At 71.5% G+C, this 22,525-nt stretch carries 19 protein-coding genes; 12 read left to right on the top strand and 7 right to left on the bottom strand.

Features of this window, described 5'->3' with window-relative positions; translation table 11 throughout:
• Window positions 1-174: 174 nt before the first annotated feature.
• Complete coding sequence (locus tag K7G59_RS33255; RefSeq protein WP_003975777.1) at window positions 175-438, bottom strand: WhiB family transcriptional regulator; 264 nt, start codon at window positions 436-438, stop codon at window positions 175-177.
• 619 nt (window positions 439-1,057) lie between these two features.
• On the opposite strand from K7G59_RS33255, the gene K7G59_RS33250 reads away from it, so the two are divergent.
• From K7G59_RS33250 to K7G59_RS33235, 4 genes are all read left to right on the top strand, one after another.
• On the top strand, window positions 1,058-1,615 hold the full coding sequence (locus K7G59_RS33250) for a cysteine dioxygenase family protein (RefSeq protein WP_225840422.1): 558 nt from the start codon (window positions 1,058-1,060) through the stop codon (window positions 1,613-1,615).
• Between the two features lie 34 nt (window positions 1,616-1,649).
• A complete protein-coding gene (cofD, locus tag K7G59_RS33245; protein WP_225840421.1) occupies window positions 1,650-2,609 on the top strand; it encodes a 2-phospho-L-lactate transferase in 960 nt (319 codons plus the stop codon).
• On the top strand, window positions 2,606-3,949 hold the full coding sequence (locus K7G59_RS33240; RefSeq protein WP_225840420.1) for a coenzyme F420-0:L-glutamate ligase: 1,344 nt from the start codon (window positions 2,606-2,608) through the stop codon (window positions 3,947-3,949). The genes cofD and K7G59_RS33240 overlap by 4 nt, the downstream gene beginning before the upstream one ends.
• 91 nt (window positions 3,950-4,040) lie before the next feature.
• Entirely contained in the window at window positions 4,041-5,084 is a 1,044-nt protein-coding gene (locus tag K7G59_RS33235; RefSeq protein WP_374114321.1) for a DNA-3-methyladenine glycosylase, read from the top strand.
• 463 nt (window positions 5,085-5,547) lie between these two features.
• On the opposite strand, the gene K7G59_RS33230 is transcribed toward K7G59_RS33235, so the two are convergent.
• On the bottom strand, window positions 5,548-6,630 hold the full coding sequence (locus tag K7G59_RS33230; protein WP_225840418.1) for a sugar phosphate nucleotidyltransferase: 1,083 nt from the start codon (window positions 6,628-6,630) through the stop codon (window positions 5,548-5,550).
• A 65-nt stretch (window positions 6,631-6,695) separates the two neighbouring features.
• Window positions 6,696-8,060, bottom strand: a complete 1,365-nt coding sequence (locus tag K7G59_RS33225) for a peptidoglycan recognition protein (protein WP_225840417.1) — start codon at window positions 8,058-8,060, stop codon at window positions 6,696-6,698.
• A gap of 129 nt (window positions 8,061-8,189) precedes the next feature.
• Between K7G59_RS33225 and K7G59_RS33220 the strand changes: the two genes are divergently transcribed.
• From K7G59_RS33220 to K7G59_RS33195, 6 genes are all read left to right on the top strand, one after another.
• Window positions 8,190-8,945 carry a TIGR03089 family protein gene (locus tag K7G59_RS33220; RefSeq protein WP_225840416.1) on the top strand — a complete coding sequence of 252 codons (756 nt, stop codon included), beginning with the start codon at window positions 8,190-8,192 and terminating at the stop codon, window positions 8,943-8,945.
• Window positions 8,946-9,151: 206 nt separating this feature from the next.
• Window positions 9,152-10,372 (top strand): LCP family protein, encoded by a 1,221-nt coding sequence (locus K7G59_RS33215; RefSeq protein ID WP_225840415.1) that lies wholly within the window; start codon window positions 9,152-9,154, stop codon window positions 10,370-10,372.
• A 232-nt stretch (window positions 10,373-10,604) separates the two neighbouring features.
• On the top strand, window positions 10,605-12,362 hold the full coding sequence (locus K7G59_RS33210; RefSeq protein WP_225840414.1) for an LCP family protein: 1,758 nt from the start codon (window positions 10,605-10,607) through the stop codon (window positions 12,360-12,362).
• 113 nt (window positions 12,363-12,475) lie between these two features.
• Complete coding sequence (locus tag K7G59_RS33205; protein ID WP_225840413.1) at window positions 12,476-13,303, top strand: SAM-dependent methyltransferase; 828 nt, start codon at window positions 12,476-12,478, stop codon at window positions 13,301-13,303.
• Window positions 13,304-13,412: 109 nt separating this feature from the next.
• A complete protein-coding gene (locus K7G59_RS33200; protein WP_225840412.1) occupies window positions 13,413-13,925 on the top strand; it encodes a hypothetical protein in 513 nt (170 codons plus the stop codon).
• A 113-nt stretch (window positions 13,926-14,038) separates the two neighbouring features.
• Window positions 14,039-14,401, top strand: coding sequence for a four-helix bundle copper-binding protein (locus K7G59_RS33195; protein ID WP_225840411.1), 363 nt, complete (start codon window positions 14,039-14,041; stop codon window positions 14,399-14,401).
• Window positions 14,402-14,478: 77 nt separating this feature from the next.
• Here K7G59_RS33195 and K7G59_RS33190 read toward each other — a convergent pair whose 3' ends face one another.
• Window positions 14,479-15,828 carry an LCP family protein gene (locus K7G59_RS33190; protein ID WP_225840410.1) on the bottom strand — a complete coding sequence of 450 codons (1,350 nt, stop codon included), beginning with the start codon at window positions 15,826-15,828 and terminating at the stop codon, window positions 14,479-14,481.
• Between the two features lie 92 nt (window positions 15,829-15,920).
• On the opposite strand from K7G59_RS33190, the gene K7G59_RS33185 reads away from it, so the two are divergent.
• Entirely contained in the window at window positions 15,921-16,496 is a 576-nt protein-coding gene (locus K7G59_RS33185) for an acyl-CoA thioesterase (RefSeq protein ID WP_225840409.1), read from the top strand.
• 1 nt (window position 16,497) lies between these two features.
• Here K7G59_RS33185 and K7G59_RS33180 read toward each other — a convergent pair whose 3' ends face one another.
• On the bottom strand, window positions 16,498-17,883 hold the full coding sequence (locus K7G59_RS33180) for an LCP family protein (RefSeq protein ID WP_225840408.1): 1,386 nt from the start codon (window positions 17,881-17,883) through the stop codon (window positions 16,498-16,500).
• Between the two features lie 251 nt (window positions 17,884-18,134).
• On the opposite strand from K7G59_RS33180, the gene K7G59_RS33175 reads away from it, so the two are divergent.
• Window positions 18,135-19,163, top strand: coding sequence for a glycosyltransferase family 2 protein (locus tag K7G59_RS33175; RefSeq protein WP_225840407.1), 1,029 nt, complete (start codon window positions 18,135-18,137; stop codon window positions 19,161-19,163).
• An 18-nt stretch (window positions 19,164-19,181) separates the two neighbouring features.
• On the opposite strand, the gene K7G59_RS33170 is transcribed toward K7G59_RS33175, so the two are convergent.
• Together K7G59_RS33170 and K7G59_RS33160 are read right to left on the bottom strand one after the other, a co-directional pair.
• Entirely contained in the window at window positions 19,182-20,825 is a 1,644-nt protein-coding gene (locus tag K7G59_RS33170; RefSeq protein WP_374114320.1) for an LCP family protein, read from the bottom strand.
• Between the two features lie 319 nt (window positions 20,826-21,144).
• On the bottom strand, window positions 21,145-22,525 hold a 1,381-nt coding region (locus K7G59_RS33160), incomplete at its 5' end, for a thioesterase domain-containing protein (protein ID WP_225840406.1).

The following is a 22,525-nucleotide window of genomic DNA, read 5'->3' as shown; positions in this document are numbered from 1 at the left end:
GTACGGGCCCCGGTTCGATGGACTGCGGTGGACGCCTGTGCCTCCTCGGGGTCGAGGGAACAGCGGGGCGTCTCGGACGAGCCACCACACTATCGGCTGGGCATGAGGACGGCCCGCCGCCTGTGGATAACCCCCGGGCGACGGGCCGTTCATGAGGACTCTGTGTACGTGTGATCACACGGCGGCCTTCTTCAGGCGTCGGCGTTCACGCTCGGAAAGACCGCCCCAGATGCCGAAGCGCTCGTCGTTGGCGAGGGCGTACTCGAGGCATTCGGAGCGGACCTCGCAGGCGAGGCAGACCTTCTTCGCCTCTCTGGTGGAGCCGCCCTTCTCGGGGAAGAAGGACTCGGGGTCGGTCTGGGCGCACAGCGCGCGCTCCTGCCAGCCGAGCTCCTCGTCCGCGTCGTCGACCAGCAGTTGCTGCACCAGCTCGGTCATGTGCGCCCCTCGTCTGTCTTTCGCGTCCCCGTGCGTAGCCGTTAACGGTCCCGGCTGAACGACACGAGTGAAATTACAAGTGTGCTGCTCCGGGCGAGTCAAGCCGAGATCTGCTATTGGGCCCGTTATTCACCCTGCGGAACCAAGGCCATGCGGAAAGTGTTCAAATCACCATAAACCGGAGGCCTGTCGAGCCCCCTCCAGGACCCTGTACGAAGCCGTCCAGACCTCTGTACGAAGAAGGACGTCTCTTCGTTCGATCGCGTTCCGCGACACCCACGCGGTCGGATGTGCGCGGATGTGCGCCATGTGTCCCGGGGTGCGGCTGAACAAACCCTTCACCCCGGAGATGAACCGGATGAGGTGAAAGACGTCCCACATTCCGGGCGCCGAGTTGACAGTGCGGGTGTGAACCGCTGTCCTAGTGGGCATGCTCGCGAACTTGGCACTCACCTCGACCCGCACCGCCGGGTCCCACGGTGCTGCCCAGGTCCGCTGTAGCTGTTGTTGCTGTTCCAGCTGTTGAGCCACACCTGCTCCGGCTTGTGGGCCGAGTCCGCGTCGACTCGGTGTCCGTTCCCTCTCCTCCTCCTTCTTTCACCGAGGAACCACCGCACCTATGAACAGCGACAACGACCTCCAGATCGCCGGCGACATCCTCGAGGTGCCGCACCTGCTCCAGCCACCGCGCGAGCACCCGGCCACCGTCGCCGAGTTCGTCGGCCTCGCGCGCTCGATCGCCGCCGACCGCTCCCAGTGGGCGCATCTCGTCCGCTACGACGCCACCACCCGCTGGTACCACCGCCTGCGCACCGTTCCCCCGGCCACCGGCTCCGCTCGAGCAGGGGAGACCCCCCTCGGCTACGAGGTGTGGCTGCTGTCGTGGGTGCCGGGCCAGGGCAGCGGACTGCACGGCCACGGCCGCTCCTCCGGTGTCCTCACCGTGCTCGAGGGCACCCTCACCGAGCGCACCGAACGCGCCACGCGCACGCTGACGGCGGGCGCCCAGCGGGTGTTCGCGCCCGGATACGCGCACGAGGTCGTCAACGACACGCTGGAACCGGCGGTCAGCCTGCACGTGTACTTCCCGGGCCTGACCGAGATGCCGATGCACACGCCCCAGCGCCGCGAGGCACGCCCCGGACAGCAGACCGGACCGCGAACGGTGCGCGCCTGACGCATTGTCGGACCCGCCTGCAAGACTTGGGTTCATGCGCATTGTGGTTCTGGCAGGCGGCATCGGCGGTGCCCGGTTCCTGCGCGGTCTGAAGCGGGCCGTGCCGGAAGCGGACATCACCGTCATCGGCAACACCGGCGACGACATCCACCTCTTCGGGCTGAAGGTCTGCCCCGACCTCGACACGGTGATGTACACGCTGGGCGGCGGCATCAACGAGGAGCAGGGCTGGGGACGGCAGGACGAGACCTTCCACCTCAAGGAGGAGCTGGCGGCCTACGGCGTCGGCCCGGACTGGTTCGGGCTCGGCGACCGGGATTTCGCCACGCACATCGTGCGGACGCAGATGCTGGGCGCCGGCTATCCGCTCAGCGCGGTGACGGAGGCGCTGTGCGACCGGTGGCAGCCGGGCGTACGGCTGATCCCCATGACCGACGACCGCGTGGAGACGCACGTGGCCGTCGAGGTGGACGGCGAGCGCAAGGCGGTCCACTTCCAGGAGTACTGGGTGCGGCTGCGCGCCTCCGTGCCGGCCGAGGCGGTCGTCCCGGTCGGCGCCGAGCGGGCCAAGCCCGCGCCGGGCGTCCTGGAGGCCATCGCCGAGGCGGACGTCGTCCTCTTCCCGCCGTCCAACCCCGTCGTCTCCATCGGCACGATCCTCGCCGTGCCCGGCATCCGGGAGGCCATCGCCGAGGCGGGCGTGCCCGTGGTGGGGCTGTCCCCCATCGTCGGCGACGCACCCGTGCGCGGGATGGCCGACAAGGTGCTCGCCGCGGTCGGTGTGGAGTCCTCGGCCGCCGCGGTCGCCGAACACTACGGCTCCGGACTGCTGGACGGCTGGCTGGTCGACACGGTGGACGCGGACGCCGTCGCGCGCGTCGAGGCGGACGGGATCCGCTGCAGGGCCGTACCGCTGATGATGACCGACGTGGAGGCGACGGCGCAGATGGCACGGGAGGCGCTGGCTCTGGCCGAGGAGGTGCGGGGAGCGTGAGCGAGGCAGCCGCCGGCGCGGCGGCGCAGGAGCCCCCCGGATACCGGGTCTGGGCCTTGCCCGGGTTCCCCGAGGTGCGGCCGGGTGACGACCTGGCCAAGCTGATCGCCGACGCCGGCCCGGGGCTGGCCGACGGGGACGTGGTGATCGTCACCTCCAAGATCGTCTCCAAGGCCGAGGGCCGGATCGTGGAGGCGGCCGACCGGGAGGCGGCCATCGACGCCGAGACGGTGCGGGTCGTGGCCCGGCGCGGCACGCTCCGCATCGTGGAGAACCGGCAGGGGCTGGTCATGGCCGCCGCCGGGGTCGATGCCTCCAACACTCCCGCCGGTACCGTGCTGTTGCTGCCCGAGGACCCCGACGCGTCGGCACGCGCGATCCGTGACGGCCTGCGCGACACCCTCCATGTCGACGTCGGTGTCGTCATCACCGACACCTTCGGGCGCCCCTGGCGCTCCGGGCTCACGGACGTCGCCATCGGCGCGGCCGGGGTGCGCGTGCTGGACGATCTGCGCGGGGGCACGGACGCGTACGGCAACCCGCTGCACGCGACGGTCGTCGCCACGGCCGACGAACTGGCCGCCGCCGGCGATCTGGTCAAGGGCAAGGCGGAGGGGCGTCCGGTCGCCGTGGTGCGCGGGCTGCCGCACCTGGTGACCCCGGCGCAGGACGACGGCGCCGGCACGGGGGCGCGGGCGCTGGTGCGCGACGCCCACAGCGACATGTTCCGGCTCGGCACCTCCGAGGCGGTCCGGGAGGCGGTGACCCTGCGGCGGACCGTGCGCGCCTTCACCGACGCACCCGTGGACCCCGGCGCGGTGCGCCGCGCGGTGGCCGCGGCCGTGACCGCGCCCGCACCACACCACACCACCCCCTGGCGGTTCGTCCTGCTGGAGTCCGAGCGGACACGCACCCGGCTGCTCGACGCGATGCGCGACGCCTGGATCGCCGACCTGCGCGGCGACGGCAGGACAGAGGAGTCCATCGCCCGTCGCGTCCGCCGCGGCGACGTACTGCGCAACGCGCCGTATCTGGCCGTGCCCTGTCTCGTCATGGACGGCTCGCACCGCTACGGGGACGCCCGTCGGGACGGCGCGGAGCGGGAGATGTTCGTGGTCGCCGCCGGCGCGGGCGTGCAGAACTTCCTGGTCGCGCTGGCCGGGGAGCAGCTGGGCTCGGCCTGGGTGTCGTCCACGATGTTCTGCCGGGACGTGGTGCGCGAGGTGCTCGACCTGCCCGCGCACTGGGACCCGATGGGCGCAGTGGCGATCGGACATCCCGCGCAGGAGCCGAGACCGCGCCCGGAGCGGGACGCGGAGGCGTTCGTCGAAGTGCGGTGAGTGGCGGTTCGCACAGCAGCCGGACACCGCCTGGTCGCCTAGTCTCTTAGGACAGCTCCGGCATCCCCCAGGACCTCACAGGACCTCACTCGTGGCAGGACGTTTCCCCCAGCGGCCCACGCTCCCCCACAGCCCGAAAGGCGTGGGAGGGGCTCCCATGCCCGTGCTCACCGGCCATGGCGCCCTGCCCGCCGGGGTGCCGCGGCAAGCCGTGGCACCGCCGCGGGTGCGCCGGTGGCGCCCGGACGGCCCGCTCGACCTCGGCCTGGTCCTCGGCCCGCTGCGGCGCGGACCCGCCGACCCGACGTTCCGGGCCACGCCGGACGGCTCCGTGTGGCGGGCCAGCCGTACGCCCGCCGGGCCGGGGACGCTGCGGGTGTGCGCGGACGACGGTGAGGTGCGCGCGCAGGCGTGGGGGCCCGGAGCCGACTGGCTGCTGGAGCAGCTCCCGGAGCTGCTCGGCGCGGCCGACGACCCGGACGCGTTCGTGCCCCGGCACCGGGTGGTGGCCCTGGCCCGGCACCGGCGGCCGGGGCTGCGGCTGACCCGGACCGGGCTGGTGCTGGAGTCGTTGATCCCGTCGGTCCTGGAGCAGAAGGTCACGGCCGACGAGGCGTACCGGGCCTGGCGGCTGCTGGTCCGGAGGTTCGGGGAGCCGGCGCCGGGGCCCGCGGGCGCGGGCGAGCGGCCGATGTTCGTGATGCCGGCGCCCCGCGGCTGGGCGCTGATTCCCTCCTGGGAGTGGCACCGGGCCGGGGTGGACGACAAACGGGCGGCCACGATCCTGCGGGCCGTACGGGTCGCTGCGCGGCTGGAGGAGGCGGTGGGGATGCCTGCCGCCGAGGCCCGGGCGCGGCTGGAGGTCGTACCGGGCATCGGGCCCTGGACGTCGGCGGAGGTCGTACAGCGCAGCCTCGGGGCGGCGGACGCGGTGACCGTCGGGGATCTGCATCTGCCGGGGATCGTGGGGTGGGTGCTGGCGGGGAACCGGGATGCCGACGACACGGAGATGCTGCGCTTGCTCGAGCCGTACGCCGGGCAGCGGCATCGGGCGGCTCGGTTGATCCTGCTGAGCGGACACGGGCCGGCGCGGCGGGCGCCGAAGATGCGGAAGGTGGACATCGGGCTCCTGTGACGCACCGTCACCCACGCGCACGCAGAACGGCGCGACCGACCCCCGCCCGGCCCACGGCCGAACAACGGCCTACGACGGAACGGAGCCGATCAGGAGACCGGGGGAACGGAGCCCGCGCCCAAGGTGTGCGGAAGGCGGACATCAGGCACCGCGCCTGTGACGCACCGTCACCCACGCGCACAGAGAACTGCGCGACCGACCCCCGCCCGGCCCACGGCCGAAGAACGGCCTACGACGGGACGGAGCCGATCAGGAGACCGGGGGAACGGAGCCCGCGCCCAAGGTGTGCGGAAGGCGGACATCAGGCACCGCGCCTGTGACGCACCGTCACCCACGCGCACAGAGAACTGCGCGACCGACCCCCGCCCGGCCCACGGCCGAACAACGGCCTACGACGGAACGGAGCCGATCAGGAGACCGGGGAACGGAGCCCGCGTCGACGGTGCCCCGCGCAGCCGCACCGTCACTGGTCCGAAGAGAAGCGGAGCGCCCCCGCCGGGATGCGGGCGTCGCACCAGACCCTGGCTCCCTCTCGGAGTTCGTTGTCGGGGCCGACCACCGCGCCGTCGCCGATGACCGTACCGGTGAGGACGGAGCGTTCGCCGACGCGGGCGCGGGTGCCGATGAGGGAGTCGGTGATGACCGCCCCGGGTTCGATGACGGCGCCGGGCAGGATCGTGGAGCCGGAGACACACGCGCCTCGGGCGACGAACGCGCCCTCGCCGACCACCGTGCCGCCCGTCAGCTTGGCGTCCGGGGCGACCCTTGCGGTGGGCAGGACCAGGCGGTCGCCGCAGCGGCCCGGGACCGCGGGCGACGGCACCCGGCCGAGGACCAGGTCGGCCGAGCCCCGTACGAAGGCCGCGGGGGTGCCGAGGTCCAGCCAGTACGTCGAGTCGACCATGCCCTGCAGATGGGCGCCCGCCGCGAGCAGTCCCGGGAACGTCTCCCGTTCCACCGAGACCGGGCGGCCCGCCGGGATCATGTCGATGACCGAGCGCCGGAAGACGTACGCCCCCGCGTTGATCTGGTCGGTGACGATCTCCTCCGGTGTCTGCGGCTTCTCCAGGAAGGCCAGCACCCTGCCCGTGCCGTCCGTGGGGACCAGGCCGTAGGCGCGCGGGTCGGTGACCTGGGTGAGGTGCAGCGACACGTCGGCGCCCGTCGACTCGTGCATGCCGACCAGGGCCCTGATGTCCAGTCCCGTCAGGATGTCGCCGTTGAAGACCAGCACCGGGTCGTCGGGCCCGGAGTGCAGTCGGGAGGCCACGTTGCGGATCGCGCCGCCCGTGCCGAGGGGCTCCTCCTCGGTGACGTACTCGATGTGCAGCCCGAGCGCCGAGCCGTCGCCGAAGTACGGCTCGAAGACCTCCGCCAGGTAGCTCGTCGCGAGAACGATGTGCTCCACGCCCGCGGCTCTTGCTCTCGCCAGCTGGTGCGTGAGGAACGGTACGCCCGCCGCCCGGACCATCGGCTTGGGCGTGTGCACCGTGAGCGGACGCAGCCGGGTGCCTTTGCCGCCGACCAGGAGGATCGCTTCTGTCACCTGTCGTCTCTGCTTCCTGCCGGGACCGGCGGAACTACACATCTCGGCCGGCCAGTGTATGCAGTTCAGCGCCCCTGGTACTGCGCCGCGACGGAGCGGGCCGATCCGAGCCTGGCGTAGAGCAGTCTGCCCGGACATTCCGTGGCGTATCCGTCTCTGTGACCGGAGATCACATTCAGTCGTGCGTTCTTCCCCTTCGGATAGAGATTTCCACCGCCCGACGTCAGATATGTCTTTCCGAGGGGGTTCGCCCCGAAGAGCCCGAGCTTCCACGCCGTGAGCCTGGCGATAGCGTTCACGGCGGCGGCGGACGGCTGGGTGGAGCCGTACGTGCCGATCACGGCGATGCCCATGCTGTCGGCGTTGAACCCCCGGGTGTGGGCGCCCAGAACGGCCTTCGTCACTCCCCCGGCCCGGCCCTCGTAGATGGTTCCGCACTTGTCGACGAGGAAGTTGTAGCCGACGTCCCGCCAGCCCATGCTCCTGACGTGGTAGCGGTAGATACTGCGGATGACCGAGGGGGCCTGGGAGCAGGTGTACCTGTTGCCCGAGGCGGTGTGGTGCACGAAGGCCGCCTTGACCTTCTTCGTGTAGACGAACCCGCGCTCGCGCAGTGCCTCGTCCGCGCCCCAGCCGCGCCGCGTGACGATCGCCGGGCGCGGTCCGATGTACGGCTTGCCCCTCACCTCTCCCCGCAGCATGACGAGTTCGCGCTCGGTGTCACGCCTGCCCAGCGCCGGGATCTCGGCGGCGCCGAAGCGGGCGATGTCGACATTGGCGGCGGAGGAGGCGATCGCCGCCCCGGCGCCGGCGCTGATACGCGGGGTGCCGGCCGCCGGGCCCGGCGGCGGCGCCTGCCGCCCCGGGTCGACGAGTTCCAGCCGCAGCCCGGACGGCAGCGGCTGGCGCAGCCCGTCGGTACGGCTGTCCCGCCTCCCGGCCGACGGAACCGTCTCCGCGTCCGCGCGCACCCGTACGTCCACGCCGTCCGAGTCGCCCGTCCACAGCGGTGCGGTGGCCCCGTGTACCCGGCCCGAGGAACGTTCCGCCGTGTCCGGGTCTGCGCCGTCGTCGGCGTAGTGCGTCTCGACGTCCTGCCAGCCGGACCACTCCCCCGTCGCCGTGGACCGGGTACGCACCTGGACGCGGCCGTGCAACTCGGCGTCCGGGTCGTCCCAGGCGACTCCGACCAGTGAGAAACGCCCGACCTCGGCGCGGTACAGGCCCTGTTCGGCAGCCGCGCCGGCGGCGCGCGTCCGGGAGACGGGGAGGAGGGGCAGCGACTGGGTACGACCCGGGACCGTGGCCTCGGTGGTGACGGCGGCCCGTTCCGCGGCCCGCGCGGGCAGGGCCAGCGGGAGGGCGAGGACCGCCGCACACGTGAAGCCGGTCCAGGAGGCACCGATCGGGGAAGTGATGAATCCACGCATAGTCAGGATCTTGGACATAGCCATATAAATCTGTCCATCGGTGAATTGACGGGCCGTCGGAATCCGTTCCGCCGAACCGGTGGCCCCGCCGCTCGGCGCCCGGGGCCGCCCGCGCGTACCCTGTGCCGGGTGAACGCCACCGATCGCACCCCCGCCGACCTGCTGACTTCCGCGCTCGCCGGGGACGCCGGCCGCCCCCTGGTGACCTTCTACGACGACGCCACGGGCGAACGTGTCGAACTGTCCGTGGCCACCTTCGCCAATTGGGTGGCCAAGACCGCGAATCTCCTCCAGGGCGACCTGTCCGCCGGGCCCGGCGACCGGGTCGCGCTGCTGCTGCCCGCGCACTGGCAGACGGCGGTGTGGCTGCTCGCCTGTGCGTCGGTCGGGGCGGTGGCCGATGTCGCCGGGGATCCCGCTGTGGCCGACGTGGTCGTCAGCGGACCGGACTCGCTGGACGCGGCGCGGGCCTGCCGCGGGGAGCGGGTCGCGCTCGCGCTGCGGCCGTTGGGTGGCCGGTTCCCGCAGACACCGGCCGGCTTCGTCGACTACGCCGTCGAAGTTCCCGGTCAGGGTGACCGGTTCGTGCCGTTCGCACCGGTGGACCCCCAGGAGCCGGCGCTGATCGTCGCGGGCGCCGAGTTCAGTGCGGCGGAGGTCGTGGAGCGCGCCCTGACGGACGCGCCGTCGCTGGATCTCACGGGACCCGGGTCCCGGCTGCTGTCCGGGGTGTCGTACGACACGTGGGAGGGGCTGAGCGCGGGGTTGTACGCGCCGCTTGCCGTCGGGGGGTCCGTGGTGTTGTGCCGGAATCTCGAGCGGCTGGACGAGGAAGGGCTCGCCAAGCGGATCGAGAGTGAGCGGGTGACGGCCGTGCGCCGCTGAGAGGCGGCGGCCGGCCGTTCGGCCGGGTCCGGGTGCGCCGTGGCAGCCCGTGCCCACGCGGCGCAGCGCACCTGCGGACAGCCCCGCGCTCCTGGGCCCTGCCGTCCCCCGATCGGCGCAACACAGGGCGCCTTCGCCCCCCTCTCCCCGCCATCGTCATAAGGGCAGGACCCGACACTCGTACGCCATGAGGGGGTGGCCCGCCCGTGACCGGCACCGTTGGCAAGGCCAAGCCCCTCGGCCCCCGGGCCGGGGCCTCCGCGACCGGGATCGGGCTCGTACGACGGCGGCGTCGGCGCCTGGTGGAAGGCACGGCCCTCGGGCTGGCCGTGGTCGTCGTCGCCGCCGGTGGTGTCGGCTGGGCGCTGTACGCCAAGCTCAGCGCCAACATCACCGCCGATGACGCAGCCGCCCGCGAACTCGCCCGCTACGAGCGGGAGCGGCCCACGGCGCTGGTACGGGACGCGCAGAACATCCTGCTGATCGGGTCCGACACCCGGGCCGGGGACGGCAACGGGCGGTACGGGCGGGACCTGGGCAGCGAGCGGTCGGACACGACGATCCTGCTGCACCTGGCCGCCGACCGGCGCAGCGCCACGGCCGTGTCCCTGCCCCGGGACCTGATGGTGCACATACCGGGGTGCCGGCGGGCCGACGGCAGCCGCAGCGAGCCGGTGTTCGCCCTGTTCAACCGGGCCTTCGAAGTGGGCGGTACGGCGTGCACCATCCGCACCGTCGAGAAGCTGACGGGCATCCGGATCGACCATCACGTGGTCGTGGACTTCAGCGGGTTCACGGCGATGGTCGACGCCGTCGACGGGGTGCAGGTGTGCCTGAAGGAGCCCATCGACGACAAGGCCGCCAGGCTGAAGCTGCCCGCGGGCAAGGTGGAGCTGGACGGGGAGCAGGCGCTCGGCTACGTACGGGCACGCAAGTCGCTGGGCGACGGCAGCGACACCGAGCGGATGCAGCGGCAGCAACGATTCCTCGCAGCGCTCGTCAGCAAGGTGCAGAGCAGTGACGTCCTGCTGAATCCGGTCGAGCTGTATCCCGTGCTGGACGCGGCGACCTCCTCGCTCACCACCGATCCGGAACTGGCGAGTCTGCGTGGTTTGTACCAGTTGGTTCGCGGGCTGCGCGGCATCCCCACGGAACATGTGCAGTTCTTGACCGTGCCCCGGGAGTCGTACGTCTACGACTCCAACCGCGACCAGCTCGTGGAGCCGGAGGCGGAGCGGCTCTTCGCCCGGCTGCGGGCCGACGAGCCGGTGGCGGTGGCCGCGAGAACGCCGCGGCAGCATGACCCGCAGCCGGACGCCTCACCGGCGGGCGATGCACAGCGGACCCACAGGAACGGCTCCGCCGGCGACGTGACGCCCACGCCCACGTTCCGCGGGAACACCGCCGCCGAACACACCTGCGAGTAAGAGGTACGCAAAGGCGGGGAAATTATGTTCAGAAGTATGAGGGGGATTGCCCGGTTGTAGGGACAACGAATTCGGCACCGGCGTCGCCCGACGCTGAACTGGGCGGATAGTGTGAGCGATCCGGTGCACCAGCCGCGAGGTCCGTCCTGGGGTCGTGCACTGATTCACCGAGACCCGAGCGCCTCGAGGGGGGAGAGGCGCCGCGTGGCCCCGACGGAGGATTCGGACAACCGTGGACGCGCAAGGCCGTGGGCGGGCGGACAACATCGACCCCGCAGACCAGTGGGTGCTCAATCCGAACACCGGCGAATACGAACTGCGACTGAGCGCTTCCGCACCGCAGTCGTCGGTCCCGGGTCCCCGGAGACCTTCCTCCCGGGACGCGGGCGGTGCAGGGCGTGGACGCCGCGACGCGGCGCCGCCTCGCCCGCGCGAGCCGCAGCAGGAGACGGGCGGCGCGCAGGTGCCGCCACCACGCCGCCGCAGGGGTGCCGAGCCCGAGCCACCGCAGGGGCGGCGGAGCCGGCGGCCTGTGAAGAAGGGCTCGAAGGTCAAGAAGGTGCTGGCGTGGACCGCCGGCGGCACGGCGTTCGTCCTGGTCGCCGTCGGCACGGCCGGCTACCTGTACCTCAAGCACCTCGAGGGCAACGTCACCGCGACCGATGTCGGTGACGCGGCGAAGAGCGGCTTCAACAAGGACGAAGCCTTCAACATCCTGATCATCGGCACCGACAAACGCACCGGCAAGGGCAACGAGGGCTACGGCGACAAGGGCAGCGTCGGACACGCCGACACCAACATCCTGCTGCACGTCGCCAAGGACCGTTCGAACGCCACCGCGCTGAGCATCCCGCGCGACCTGATCGTGAACGTGCCGGACTGCCCGACCGTCCAGCCCGACCACACCACGAAGGTCGTCCCGGGCTCCGAGAACGTCCGCTTCAACACCAGCCTGGGCCAGGAAGGGCGGGACCCCGGCTGCACCATGCGTACGGTGAAGTCGGTCACCGGCATCGAGCCCGACCACTTCATGATGGTCGACTTCAACGCGGTCAAGACGCTGACCTCGGCGGTCGGAGGCGTCGACGTGTGCCTCAAGCACGCGGTCAACGACGAGGACTCGCACCTCAACCTGCCCACCGGCAAGCACAAGATCCAGGGCGAGCAGGCGCTGGCGTTCGTGCGCACCCGGCACAGCTTCGGCAACCACGGCGACCTGGACCGGATCAAGGTGCAGCAGCAGTTCATGGGCTCGCTGATGCGCAAGATGTCCTCCGGTGACACCCTCACCAGCCCGACCAAGCTGATCAAGCTCGCGGAGGCGGCCACCAAGGCGCTCACCGTCGACAAGGGCATCCGCAAGGTCGGCACGCTCAAGAGCATCGCGCTGGAGCTGAAGAAGGTACCGCCGAAGAACATCACGTTCCTGACGGTGCCGGTGCTCGACAACCCGGCGGACGGGGTCGTCCACAAGACGGTCATCGTCAACCCGAACACCGCCCCGCAGGTCTTCGACGCCATCAGGAACGACGTCTCCTTCACCGAGGTGAAGAAGAAGGAGAAGGCGGCGAAGGACTCGCAGGCGGCCCGGCTCAAGGGGCCGCGGTCCGCGCCGTCCGAGGTGCGGGTGCGCATCCTCAACGGCGGCGCCGAGTCCGGCAGCGCGCAGGACACCCTGCAGTGGCTGCAGAACGACAAGGCCGTACTCAAGTCGGAGAACGACGGCAACGCGCCCGCCGAACTGGCCAGGACGACCCTGGAGTACGCGCCGGACCAGGCCGCCCAGGCGCGCGAGCTGGCCGCCCTCATGGGGCTGCCGGGATCCGCGCTGAAGCCCGGCGAGAGCGTCACCAACGCCCAGGGGCTGCCGACGATGACACTGACGCTGGGCAAGGACTTCAAGGGTGCGGGTGTCTCCCTGACCGCGCCGGCGAAGGCACCGACGGTCGACGGCAAGTCCACGGCCGACAAGGTCGAGTGCGCCTCGTAGGGGCCTCAGCGACAACGGAGTTCGGTTTTGACGGAAGGCGCCCCCAGGGGCGCCTTCTTGTCTATTTTGGTGCGCGGTACGACCAAGTGATCATCAGAAGGAGACCCGAGGCCATGGCCGACGACATCGCAGCAACCGGAGACGAGGGCGTCGCGCGCACGGCCCGGCTGCGGACCGACGTCTCCCACTCAGCACGCATCTGGAACTACTGGCTGGGCGGCAAGGACCACTACCCGGTGGACGAGGAGGTCGGCGACCAGATCCTCTCCTTCGTGCCCGCGCTGCCCCGTTCGGCCGTCGCCGACCGGGCGTTCCTGGCACGGGCGGTGCGGTACCTGGCGAAGGACGCCGGGATACGCCAGTTCCTGGACATCGGCACCGGCCTGCCCACGGCCGACAACACGCACGAGGTCGCCCAGCGCGTCGACCCCTCCTCCCGGATCGTCTACGTCGACAACGACCCGCTCGTCCTCACCCACGCGCACGCGCTGCTCACCAGCACCCCCGAGGGCGCCACCGACTACATCGAGGCCGACGTCCACGACCCCGAGGCGATCCTGCGCGGCGCCGCCGGGACCCTGGACTTCGAGCAGCCGGTCGCCATCACCATGCTCGGCATCATCAACTTCGTCATGGACACCGACGAGGCCGTGTCCATCGTGCACCGGCTGCTGGACGCCGTACCCTCCGGCAGCCACCTGGTGATCTCCCACCCCACCACCGAGGTCGACGGGGAGGCGATGACCCAGGCGGTGGAGTACTGGAACAGTCAGGGCTCGGCGCCCATGACCCTGCGCAGCCGCGCCGACCTGACCCGCCTCCTGGACCGGGTCGAGCTGCTGGAGCCCGGCCTGGTCTCCTGCTCGCGCTGGCGCTCCGAGCCCGGCGCGGGCGAGCCCGCCGAGGTCACCCACTTCGGCGCGGTGGGCCGCAAGCCGTAGCGCGCTGTGAGCCCCGGCACCGTGAACCGGAAAGGGGCACCCGTCGCGGTGGGTGCCCCTTCCGGTCTGTCCTTGTGCCGCCGGTCGCGTCCTTCGTAGGTTGGCCCTCATGGGACTCTTCGACAAGCTGACCGGCACCCGGCACCCGTCAGAGGGGGTTTCGCCGGTTCCGGGGGAGGAGTTGAGGGCGGCGCTGCTCGGACTCAACCAGCCCGAGGTCGCCTACGTCGTCCGGTACGGCGGCGGTGAGCAGTGCGACCTGCTGGCGGAGTGGCGGTTGACGGAACCCGCATGGCAGCAGGTCTTCGTCCAGTCCCAGATCAGTCACGCTGTGCGGATCCGCATGCGGCTGGACCACAGGGAGCACGAGGTGCGGGCTCTCGAGGAACAGTGGGAGCTCAGCCGGGTCGGGACGCCCACGAGGCTCCAGGTGACGTCGGAGTACACGCGTGGGCCCAGCCGGACCGTCAGCCGCCGGTGGACCGTCGGACGCGGGGCGAGCGGTCGCCTCGAGACGACGCAGACCTTCCGCTTCGACAGCGCCCAGATGCGCGAGCCGTTGCGTGACACCGTCCTGCAGTCCGGCTGGACCTGGCGGGGAGTGGTCTTCGGCAAGCTGTGAGGTCATGGGCCGGCCGCTCCGCACCGACATGCGGGGTGTGGCACCTGGGCGTAGGACGGAAGCGCACGGGTGACCCGCCCCGGGTCCCCTCCCACGCCTGGCGAGGAGGAGCCATGACTCAGCCCGGAACGATGACGCCGATGACCGAGCAGATGCAGGAGTGCGTCGACGCCTGTATGGCCTGCCATGCCGTCTGCGAGGAGACCATGAGTTCCTGCCTGCAGATCGGCGGCCAGGCGCAGATGCAGATCATGCGCTCGCTCCTGGACTGCTCCGAGACCACCCGCATGTGCGCCGACATGATGATGCGCCGCTCGCCGCTGTCCGCGGAGATGTGCACCTTGTGCGCCCAGGCCTGCGACATGTGCGCGCAGGCGTGCATGTCCGTGCCGGACGACCCGCAGATGATGCGCTGTGCCGAGGCGTGCCGCCGCTGCGCTGAGACGTGTCTCGCGATGGCGGGTGCCGACCTGTGAGTTCCCGGCACCGGTGACACGGCCGGGGCACCCCCTGTGCAGTGGGTGCCCCGGCCGTCGCCCGCGGTCACACCCGGTCAGTTGCCGGAGACCGTCACCGCCTCGTCGTTGTTCAGCTCGTTCACCAGCGTCTTCACCTTCGCCTTGTCCCAGACGAGGTTGCCGCCGACTGAGCCGGAGATCGGCATGTTCATCGACTTGCCGTCGCCGCCGCTGACGCCCTTCATCGCCCAGAACATGGAGGCGAGGTCCCACAGGCTCATGTCCTTGTCGACGATGAGCGAGTCCAGGCCCGCGCCCATGGTCGGGTAGAACTTGAACGGGTTGAGGACCGTGCCCGGGGTGGCCACCTCATGGGCCAGCGCGGCCAGGAACTTCTGCTGGTTCTTGGTGCGCTGCAGGTCGGAAGCCGCGAAGGCGTGCCGGGTGCGGACGAAGGCGAGGGCCTGCGCGCCGTTCAGCTTCTGCTTGCCGGCCTTGAAGTCGGCGCCCGAGTACTTGTCCTTGAAGCCCTGGTCGATGTCGATCGTGACACCGCCGACCGCGTCCACGATCTTCGCGAAGCCCTGGAAGCCGATCTCGACGTAGTGGTCGATGTGCAGGCCGGTGTTGTACTCGATCGTGCGCACCAGCAGCGTCGGGCCGTCGTAGGCGTAGGCCGCGTTCAGCTTGTTCGGGCCCATGGCGGGCCGTATCTTGCCGGACTCGGAGCCGCGGAACTGCGGGATCGTGACGTTCGAGTCGCGCGGCAGCGAGATCAGCGTGTCGCCGTTGTCGCCGACGTGCAGGATCATCATCGAGTCGGTCCGCTTGCCCTGCGCGGAACCGGTGTGCAGCTTCTTCTCGTCCGCCCTGGACATGCCCTCACGGCTGTCCGAGCCGACGATCAGGTAGTTCGTGCCCTTGCCGGCCTCCGGACGGTCGATGACCTTGGACAGGTCGACCTCGCGGCGCAGCTTGGAGTCGGCCCAGAAGTACGTCGCCACGGAGGTGACGACGAGCACGGTGACCAGCGTGAGCGAGGCCCACTTGATCCGGCGCCGCCAGTTCGGACGCGGCCGGTACTGCGGGAGATCCGGGTCGGGATCGTTGTCGTTGGGCACGAAGCCGCCGCCGCGCCGGCCGGCGCCGTAGACCTGGCCCGTGTTGTAGCCGCTGTCGTAGCCGGGCTGCTCGTCGCCGGGCCCACCGCCGTAGCCGGGCCCACCGCCGTAGCCGGGCCGGTCGCCGTGGCCGGCGCCGTCGTCGTACCCCTGGCCGTCGGTGTACGACGGCTGCTGCGGCACCCCCGCACCGTACGGCGGAGCCGCCGGATTGCTGCGTCGCACCTGACGCATCACGCGGGCGCCTTCCGGCTGCGCGCCGGCACTGCCGCGGCCGTAGCCGCCGCGGTTGTCGTCGGACCATCCCTCGGGCCAGTCATTCATGGGCCCCAGTGTGCCGGGCAGGGCTGTATGGCTTACAAGGGGCGTCGGGAAATCAGGTCGGGGCTGTTGCGAATCCGACACAAAGTCCCCGAATGTTTCTTCGGCATAGGGTGGAGGTCATGACAGACCTGGCCGCAGACGTGGAACCGGAAATCCCGGGCAAGCCGACGTCCGCTTCACGCACCACCCTCAGCCACATCATGACCCACAACGACACCAACCTCCTGGGGACGGTGCACGGCGGTGTGATCATGAAGCTGGTCGACGACGCCGCCGGCGCGGTGGCCGGCCGGCACTCCGGCGGCCCCGCCGTCACCGCGTCCATGGACGAGATGGTCTTCCTGGAACCGGTTCGCGTCGGCGATCTGGTCCATGTGAAGGCTCAGGTCAACTGGACCGGCCGGACCTCCATGGAGGTCGGCGTCCGGGTGCTCGCCGAGCGCTGGAACGAGTCCGCCCCGCCCACCCAGGTCGGCTCGGCCTATCTGGTCTTCGCGGCCGTGGACTCCGACGGCAGGCCACGCCGGGTGCCGCCGGTCATCCCCGAGGCCGACCGCGACCGGCGTCGCTACCAGGAGGCGCAGATCCGCCGCACGCACCGCCTGGCCCGCCGCCGGGCGATCCGCGAGCTGCGCGAGAAGCGGGCCGCGGAGGGTTTCGAGGACTGACCTACGCCCCCGTCGCCCCCGGGCAGGTCACCTCGTTCCCGCGCACCACACTCGCCTCCGGCTGCGCCGGGGCGTCCGCCCGCACCTTGTGCACCTTTTTGAAGTCGGCCCCGGCGGTCACCTTCAGCAGCGGCCCCTGGCCCCGTACCGGGCGCAGCTCGCTACCGGGCAGGGCCGCGGCCAGCGAGTGCGCCGAGCGGTCCCAGCGGGGGTCGTAGGAGATCACCGTGCGCCGCACGTCGTGCTCGGCGGCGGTCACCGGCTGGTGGGTCGTGGCGAAGCCGGCCGCCGCGAGCGCCGCGTCCACCCGCTTGCCCAGCCCTTCCGTGCCGGTGCCGTTCGCCACCTGGACCCGGATCTGCTGCGGGGGCACCTCCACCGGCACCGGTGCCGGGCCGCGCGGTGCCGGGCGTTCCACGGTGAGCGGCTTGTCGTCGCGCAGCGATGCGAACAGTCTGGCCGCCTTGGCGGGGTCCCACTTCAGGGTCGAGCCGATGCCCTTGACCTGGTAGTCCATGTCACCGATGGGCACGGTGGTGAACTCGGAGGAGGACGGGGAGAAGTTCCGCATGGCCCGGCCGAGGTCGAGCAGTTCGTCCGTGCCGAAGCCCTCGTCGGCGCGGACCGACCCGAGCACCGCCCGGGTCACGTCCCGGAACCTCATCGGGTTCAGCAGCACCCCGGAGGAGGTGGCCCGCCCGATCAGCGCCGCCAGGAACCGCTGCTGCCGCTTCATCCGGCCCAGGTCGCTCGCCCCGTCGACGTGCCGGGCCCGCACGTACTGGAGCGCCTGCCCGCCTCTGAGGGTGTGGGTGCCGGGCGCGAGGTCGAGGCCGGTGTACGAGTCCTTCAGCGGGACCGTCGTGCAGACCTGGACCCCACCCAGCACGTCCACGGTCTTCATGAAGCTGGTGAAGTCGACCTCCAGATAGTGGTCGATCTTCACATGGGTCATGTTCTCGACCGTACGGACGGTCAGCTGGGGGCCGCCCTCGGCGTAGGCCGCGTTCAGCTTGAGCGGGTGCGGGCCGTGGTGTCGGCCCGTGGTCTCGTCGACGTGCGCCGGCACCTCGGCGTAGGAGTCGCGCGGCAGGCTCACGACGGTGGCCCGCTCCCGGTCCTCCGAGAGGTGCACGATCATGATCGTGTCCGTGCAGTGGCAGGGCGCCCCGCCCAGCCGGTACGCCTGCCGCTCGTGCTCGGTGATCCTGTCGCGGCCGTCGGTGCCGACCAGCAGGACGTTCATGCCGTGGCCCGCGCGTGGCCGGTTCTTCGTGTCCTTGAAGGCGTCGACCCGGGTGATGCCCGCGTCCAGGCTGCTGACCACCGCGTGGCCGATCCCGGCGGAGGCCAGCACCACCACGGACAGCGTGGTCAGCGCCCGCATGGCCCAACGAGGCCGCCGGCGCGGCCGGGCGGACTGCACGGGCCGCTGCGGGCGCGGCACACGGCGGGGCGGCTGCGGCCGGCGTTGCGGCGGCCGGGCGGGGGACCGAGGCGGGCTGGGCAAGGAGGACACCTCCGGACGAGGCCGTACGTGGGATCCGTGAGCACGGTAGGCCGATACGATCTCCAGCCCGCGTTCACGCCCCGGCGGCGCGCACCGGTGTCCCCCATTCGCGGTAACGTGAGGCCCCTATGAACGCCAAGTCCGACGTGCGGCTCCCCGCTGTTTCTGTGATCATGCCCGTCCTCAACGAGGAACGGCATCTGCGCGGAGCCGTCCAAGCGATCCTCGCGCAGGAGTACGCCGGCGAGATGGAGGTCGTGATCGCCCTCGGTCCGTCCACGGACCGCACGGACGAGATCGCCGCCGAGCTGGTGTCGGAAGACCCGCGCGTACACACCGTCCCCAATCCCACCGGCCGCACGCCCGCCGCGCTGAACGCCGCGATCAAGGCCTCCCGGCACCCGATCGTGGTCCGCGTCGACGGCCACGGCATGCTGTCGCCGAACTACATCGCGACCGCGGTACGGCTCCTCGAGGAGACCGGCGCGCAGAACGTCGGCGGCATCATGCACGCCGAGGGCGAGAACGACTGGGAGCACGCGGTCGCCGCCGCGATGACCTCCAAGATCGGCGTCGGCAACGCCGCCTTCCACACGGGTGGAAAGGCCGGTGCCGCCGAGACGGTCTACCTGGGCGTCTTCCGCCGCGAGGCCCTGGAGCGGCAGGGCGGCTACAACGAGGAGTTCATACGCGCCCAGGACTGGGAGCTGAACTTCCGGATCAGGGAAGCCGGCGGGCTCATCTGGTTCTCGCCCGAGCTGAAGGTGTCGTACAGGCCGCGTCCCTCGGTGCGGGCGCTGGCCAAGCAGTACAAGGACTACGGCCGCTGGCGGCATGTCGTCGCCCGCTACCACTCCGGCTCCATCAACCTGCGCTACCTCGCCCCGCCGACCGCGGTGTGCGCGATCGCGGCGGGCCTGGTGGTGGGCGCGGCGCTGAACCCGCTGGGTCTTGTGATCCCCGGCGGCTATCTCGCCGCGATCCTGCTGGGCTCGCTGCCCGCGGGCAAGGGGCTGCCGCTGAGGGCACGGCTGCAGATCCCGGTCGCCCTCGCCACCATGCACATGTCCTGGGGCTGGGGCTTCCTGACCAGCCCCCGGTCCCTGGCGAAGAGGGTCATCGCCTCCCGCCGCCCGGCGGTGCGCAGCGCCGACTGAGCACCGCCGCGGGGCGGGTCACCACTGGTAGGGCTTGTACACGTCCATGCACCTGGAGTCGTCCGAGCCGTTGATGGCGTCGGCGCCGCTCGGGATGTCGCCCGCCTTCGGCGGGGCCTGCCGGGGGTAGGCCGTGCCGGTGCGCCAGTCGGCGCCGACGACCACGGTGACCCCCGACACGTCGGTCGACCGCTTCACCGCGGTCAGCGGGATGCCCAGCGCCTTGGCCACGGCCTGGGCGTCGCCCTCCAGGTCCGCGCTCGGGTACCGCACCACCGTCGTGTCCTGCGACAGGGTCTCGGCGGTGTCGGCGCTCGCCCGGGCGTAGCCCTGCTGCGCGAGCGCCTGGGTGATCTCCCGGGCCCGGCCGCTCACCGGCGCCTGCGTGCCGGTCCGGGTGGCGTTCTGCACCAGCACGCCGAGCCGGTCCGGGGAGAGCGAGGGCGCCTTGGCCGGTGTGCTCTTCGACGCGGCCTGCCTGGCGCCCGCCCCCTGGCTGTTCTTGTCGAGCGGCACGTCGTCGCGGAGCATCTGCCACAGCCTGCCGGCGCCGGTCCTGTCCGGTACGACGTGGTCGCTGTTCTGCGGATCCGGGAGATTGGGCATCGTCACCGACGTGATCCGGTCGGTCGGCACCGACTTCAGCTCCTTGCTCAGGTCGTACAGCTTCTTGACCGTGCCGATCTCCTTGGACACCGTCAGGGAGTTGGTGGCCGCCTCGGCGAGGTTCATCAGCCGGCCCGTGTCGGTGAAGACGTTCTGGTGCTTCAGGGTGCGGATCATCGAGTTCAGGTACATGTGCTGGGCGCGGGCCCGCATCAGGTCACTGCCCCAGGCATGCCGGGTGCGCAGCCACTGCAGGGCCTGCACGCCCTTGACCTTGTGCCGGCCCGCCGTCAGCTTCAGTCCGGAGCCGCCGCGCTGTGCGGCCGTGGAGCGGTCCCACACGTTCTGGTTGACGCAGACCTCGACGCCGCCGATGGCGTCCGCCATCTTCACCACGCCCGCGAAGTCGATCGTCATCCAGTGGTCGATGTAGATGCCGGTGAGGTTCTGCCAGGTGGCGAGTGTGCAGCCGGCGCCGCCCCGGGCCAGGGAGGTGTTGATGATGCCGGTGGTCGGCGGGTACACCCGGCCGGTCCGGGGGTCCGTGCAGCGCGGGATGTCCACCCGGGTGTCCCGGGGGATGCTCACGATGGCGGCGCTGCTGCGGTCCGCGGAGAGGTGGATGAGCATCTGCACGTCGCCGAGCGGCGGGCTGCCACGGTCGTACCTGGCGCCGCCGAGCTTCACGTTCTCGTCGGAGTTACGGCTGTCGGAGCCGATCAGCAGGATGTTCAGCGGTGTCTGTCCCGCCGCGTTCGGCCGGGCCTTCTGCGCCGTTGAGTCGCCGCTGCTGCGCTCGCCCTTGCGGATGTTGCCGTTCAGGTGCTCGTAGTAGAGGTAGCCGGTCGCCACCGTGCCGAGTATCGCCACCGCCAGCACGATCGCCGACCAGCGCAGCACCCGCCGTCTGCGCCGCCGCCGGTCGGCCTTCGGGCCGCCGCTGCGCCGCCCCCCGCCGTGGCGTCCGGGGCCGTCCGGTGCGGCCGGGGGCCGCGGTGTGAGCGGCATCGTGTCCTCGACCGCGGCGGCCTGCCCCCGCACCTCGCTCTGCGACAAAGCCCTGCCCTCCCCAGCCTGCGCCAACATGCGACGGGTCCGTCCCGCCCAGAGTTAGACGCGTGACGGACCCGTTGGGTTACCTGCCCACTGACTCCTTTCCTCGACGAGAAGGGTGGTGGGTCGGGCGGCGGCGGTGTGGGTGAGACCGGCGCGACGCCGTGGAACTACCGGCTCGCCCCGGCCTGACCCTCACCGCCTGCAGCGCCGCACCTCACACACCGGAGCACGGCAGACCGCAGCTCCTCACCGGAGGGACCGCCCCCGTGGAGGCCTCCGCGAGGCCTCCACGCCCCAATGGGGCCGAGCCGTTTCAGAATCAGCCGTTCCGCTTCTCCAGCCATTCGTCGACGGCTTCGGCGGTCGAGATCGCGTGGTCCTCCATCATCGTGAAGTGGTCACCGGCCACATGCAGCGTGACATGGTCCGGACCCCACACCGACGACTCCGGCGCACTGGCGGTGGCGCCGCCGCCGGCTCCCTCGGCTCCCTCGGCTCCCGCGGAGAAGGACTCCCTCGCCTCCACGGAGAGCACGGGCGTGGCGCCGGGCTCGGGGTACCAGTCCGCGAACAGGCGCATGTAGCCGCCCATCGCGGTCAGCCTGACCTCGTCCATCGCTCCGAGCATCTTCTCGCGCTCGAACATCTGGCCGGTGAGGTTCGTCTGGATCCACGGCAGCGCCTCCCCGCGTGGCAGGAAGGTGTCCAGCAGGACGACGGCCGCCGCCGGAACTCCACGCTGTTCCAGCAACCGTGCGACCTCGTGCGCGATCCAGCCGCCCGAGGAGCGTCCGACGAGCGCGAGCGGACTGTCGCCCGCACACCGCAGTACGGCCTCCGCCTGCATCTCCACGATCGCCTCGATGCTCGCCGGCAGAAGCTCGCCCTTCACGAAGCCTGGCTCGGGCAGCACCACGACGTCCCGGCGTCCCCGGAAACCGGCGGCGAACCGCGCGTACTCACGCGGGCCCGAGACCGCGACCAGCGAAGGGAAGCAGATCAGCTGCGGCGAGCCGCCGCCCCGCGAGAGGCGGACCAGCTTGGGCGCGGTGCCGAGCTCCGCCGGTGTGCTGAAGGAGGGCCGCAGCCGCGCGGCTGCCATCAGCAGCTGGGTGCCGGCAATGGGCTGCCCGTCGGCGACCGCCTGGCGGAACAGCGACTCGATGGTCGAGCCGCCCTCCGCCCTGGCGGGCGCCGGCGCGCTGCTCCCTGCCGCGGCTCCCCCGCTGACCGCCTGTCCCTGCGCCCCGGCGAGCAGTTGGGTGCGCAGGTACTCCGCCAACGCCTCGGGGGTGGCGTGGTCGAAGAGCAGGGTCGGCGGCAGGTTGAGCCCCGTGGCCGCGTCGAGCCGGTTGCGGATCTCGACGGCGGTCAGCGAGTTGAGGCCCAGCTCCAGGAAGGACTGGCCGCCCTGCACCGCCTCGGGGGAGGCGTACCCCAGCACGGTGGCCACATGGGCGCGTACCAGGTCGAGCACGGACTTGGCCTGCTCCGCCGGCGCCAGACCCGCCAGCCGCTTCATCAGCGCCGGACCGGACTCCGTGGCCGTATCCGGCTCCGTGGCCCGGCGGGCCGGGACGCGGACCAGGCCGCGCAGCAGCGGCGGAAGTACGCCGGACGCGGCGTGCGCCCGCAGCGCCGGGAGGTCCAGGCGCACCGGCAGCAGCATCGGCTCACCCGCCGCCGCGGCGGCGTCGAGC

Source organism: Streptomyces sp. NK08204, from assembly GCF_020400585.1.
In the GTDB taxonomy this organism is placed as follows: domain Bacteria; phylum Actinomycetota; class Actinomycetes; order Streptomycetales; family Streptomycetaceae; genus Streptomyces.
This window is presented reverse-complemented; position numbering and strand designations above follow the sequence as displayed.

Coding starts and splice junctions, on each gene's coding strand:
- K7G59_RS33255 (WP_003975777.1), bottom strand. CDS start 438: ATGACCGAGCTGGTGCAGCAACTGCTGGTCGACGACGCGGACGAGGAG.
- K7G59_RS33250 (WP_225840422.1), top strand. CDS start 1,058: ATGAACAGCGACAACGACCTCCAGATCGCCGGCGACATCCTCGAGGTG.
- cofD (WP_225840421.1), top strand. CDS start 1,650: ATGCGCATTGTGGTTCTGGCAGGCGGCATCGGCGGTGCCCGGTTCCTG.
- K7G59_RS33225 (WP_225840417.1), bottom strand. CDS start 8,060: ATGCGTGGATTCATCACTTCCCCGATCGGTGCCTCCTGGACCGGCTTC.
- K7G59_RS33205 (WP_225840413.1), top strand. CDS start 12,476: ATGGCCGACGACATCGCAGCAACCGGAGACGAGGGCGTCGCGCGCACG.
- K7G59_RS33200 (WP_225840412.1), top strand. CDS start 13,413: ATGGGACTCTTCGACAAGCTGACCGGCACCCGGCACCCGTCAGAGGGG.
- K7G59_RS33195 (WP_225840411.1), top strand. CDS start 14,039: ATGACTCAGCCCGGAACGATGACGCCGATGACCGAGCAGATGCAGGAG.
- K7G59_RS33190 (WP_225840410.1), bottom strand. CDS start 15,828: ATGAATGACTGGCCCGAGGGATGGTCCGACGACAACCGCGGCGGCTAC.
- K7G59_RS33185 (WP_225840409.1), top strand. CDS start 15,921: ATGTTTCTTCGGCATAGGGTGGAGGTCATGACAGACCTGGCCGCAGAC.
- K7G59_RS33180 (WP_225840408.1), bottom strand. CDS start 17,883: ATGCGGGCGCTGACCACGCTGTCCGTGGTGGTGCTGGCCTCCGCCGGG.
- K7G59_RS33175 (WP_225840407.1), top strand. CDS start 18,135: ATGAACGCCAAGTCCGACGTGCGGCTCCCCGCTGTTTCTGTGATCATG.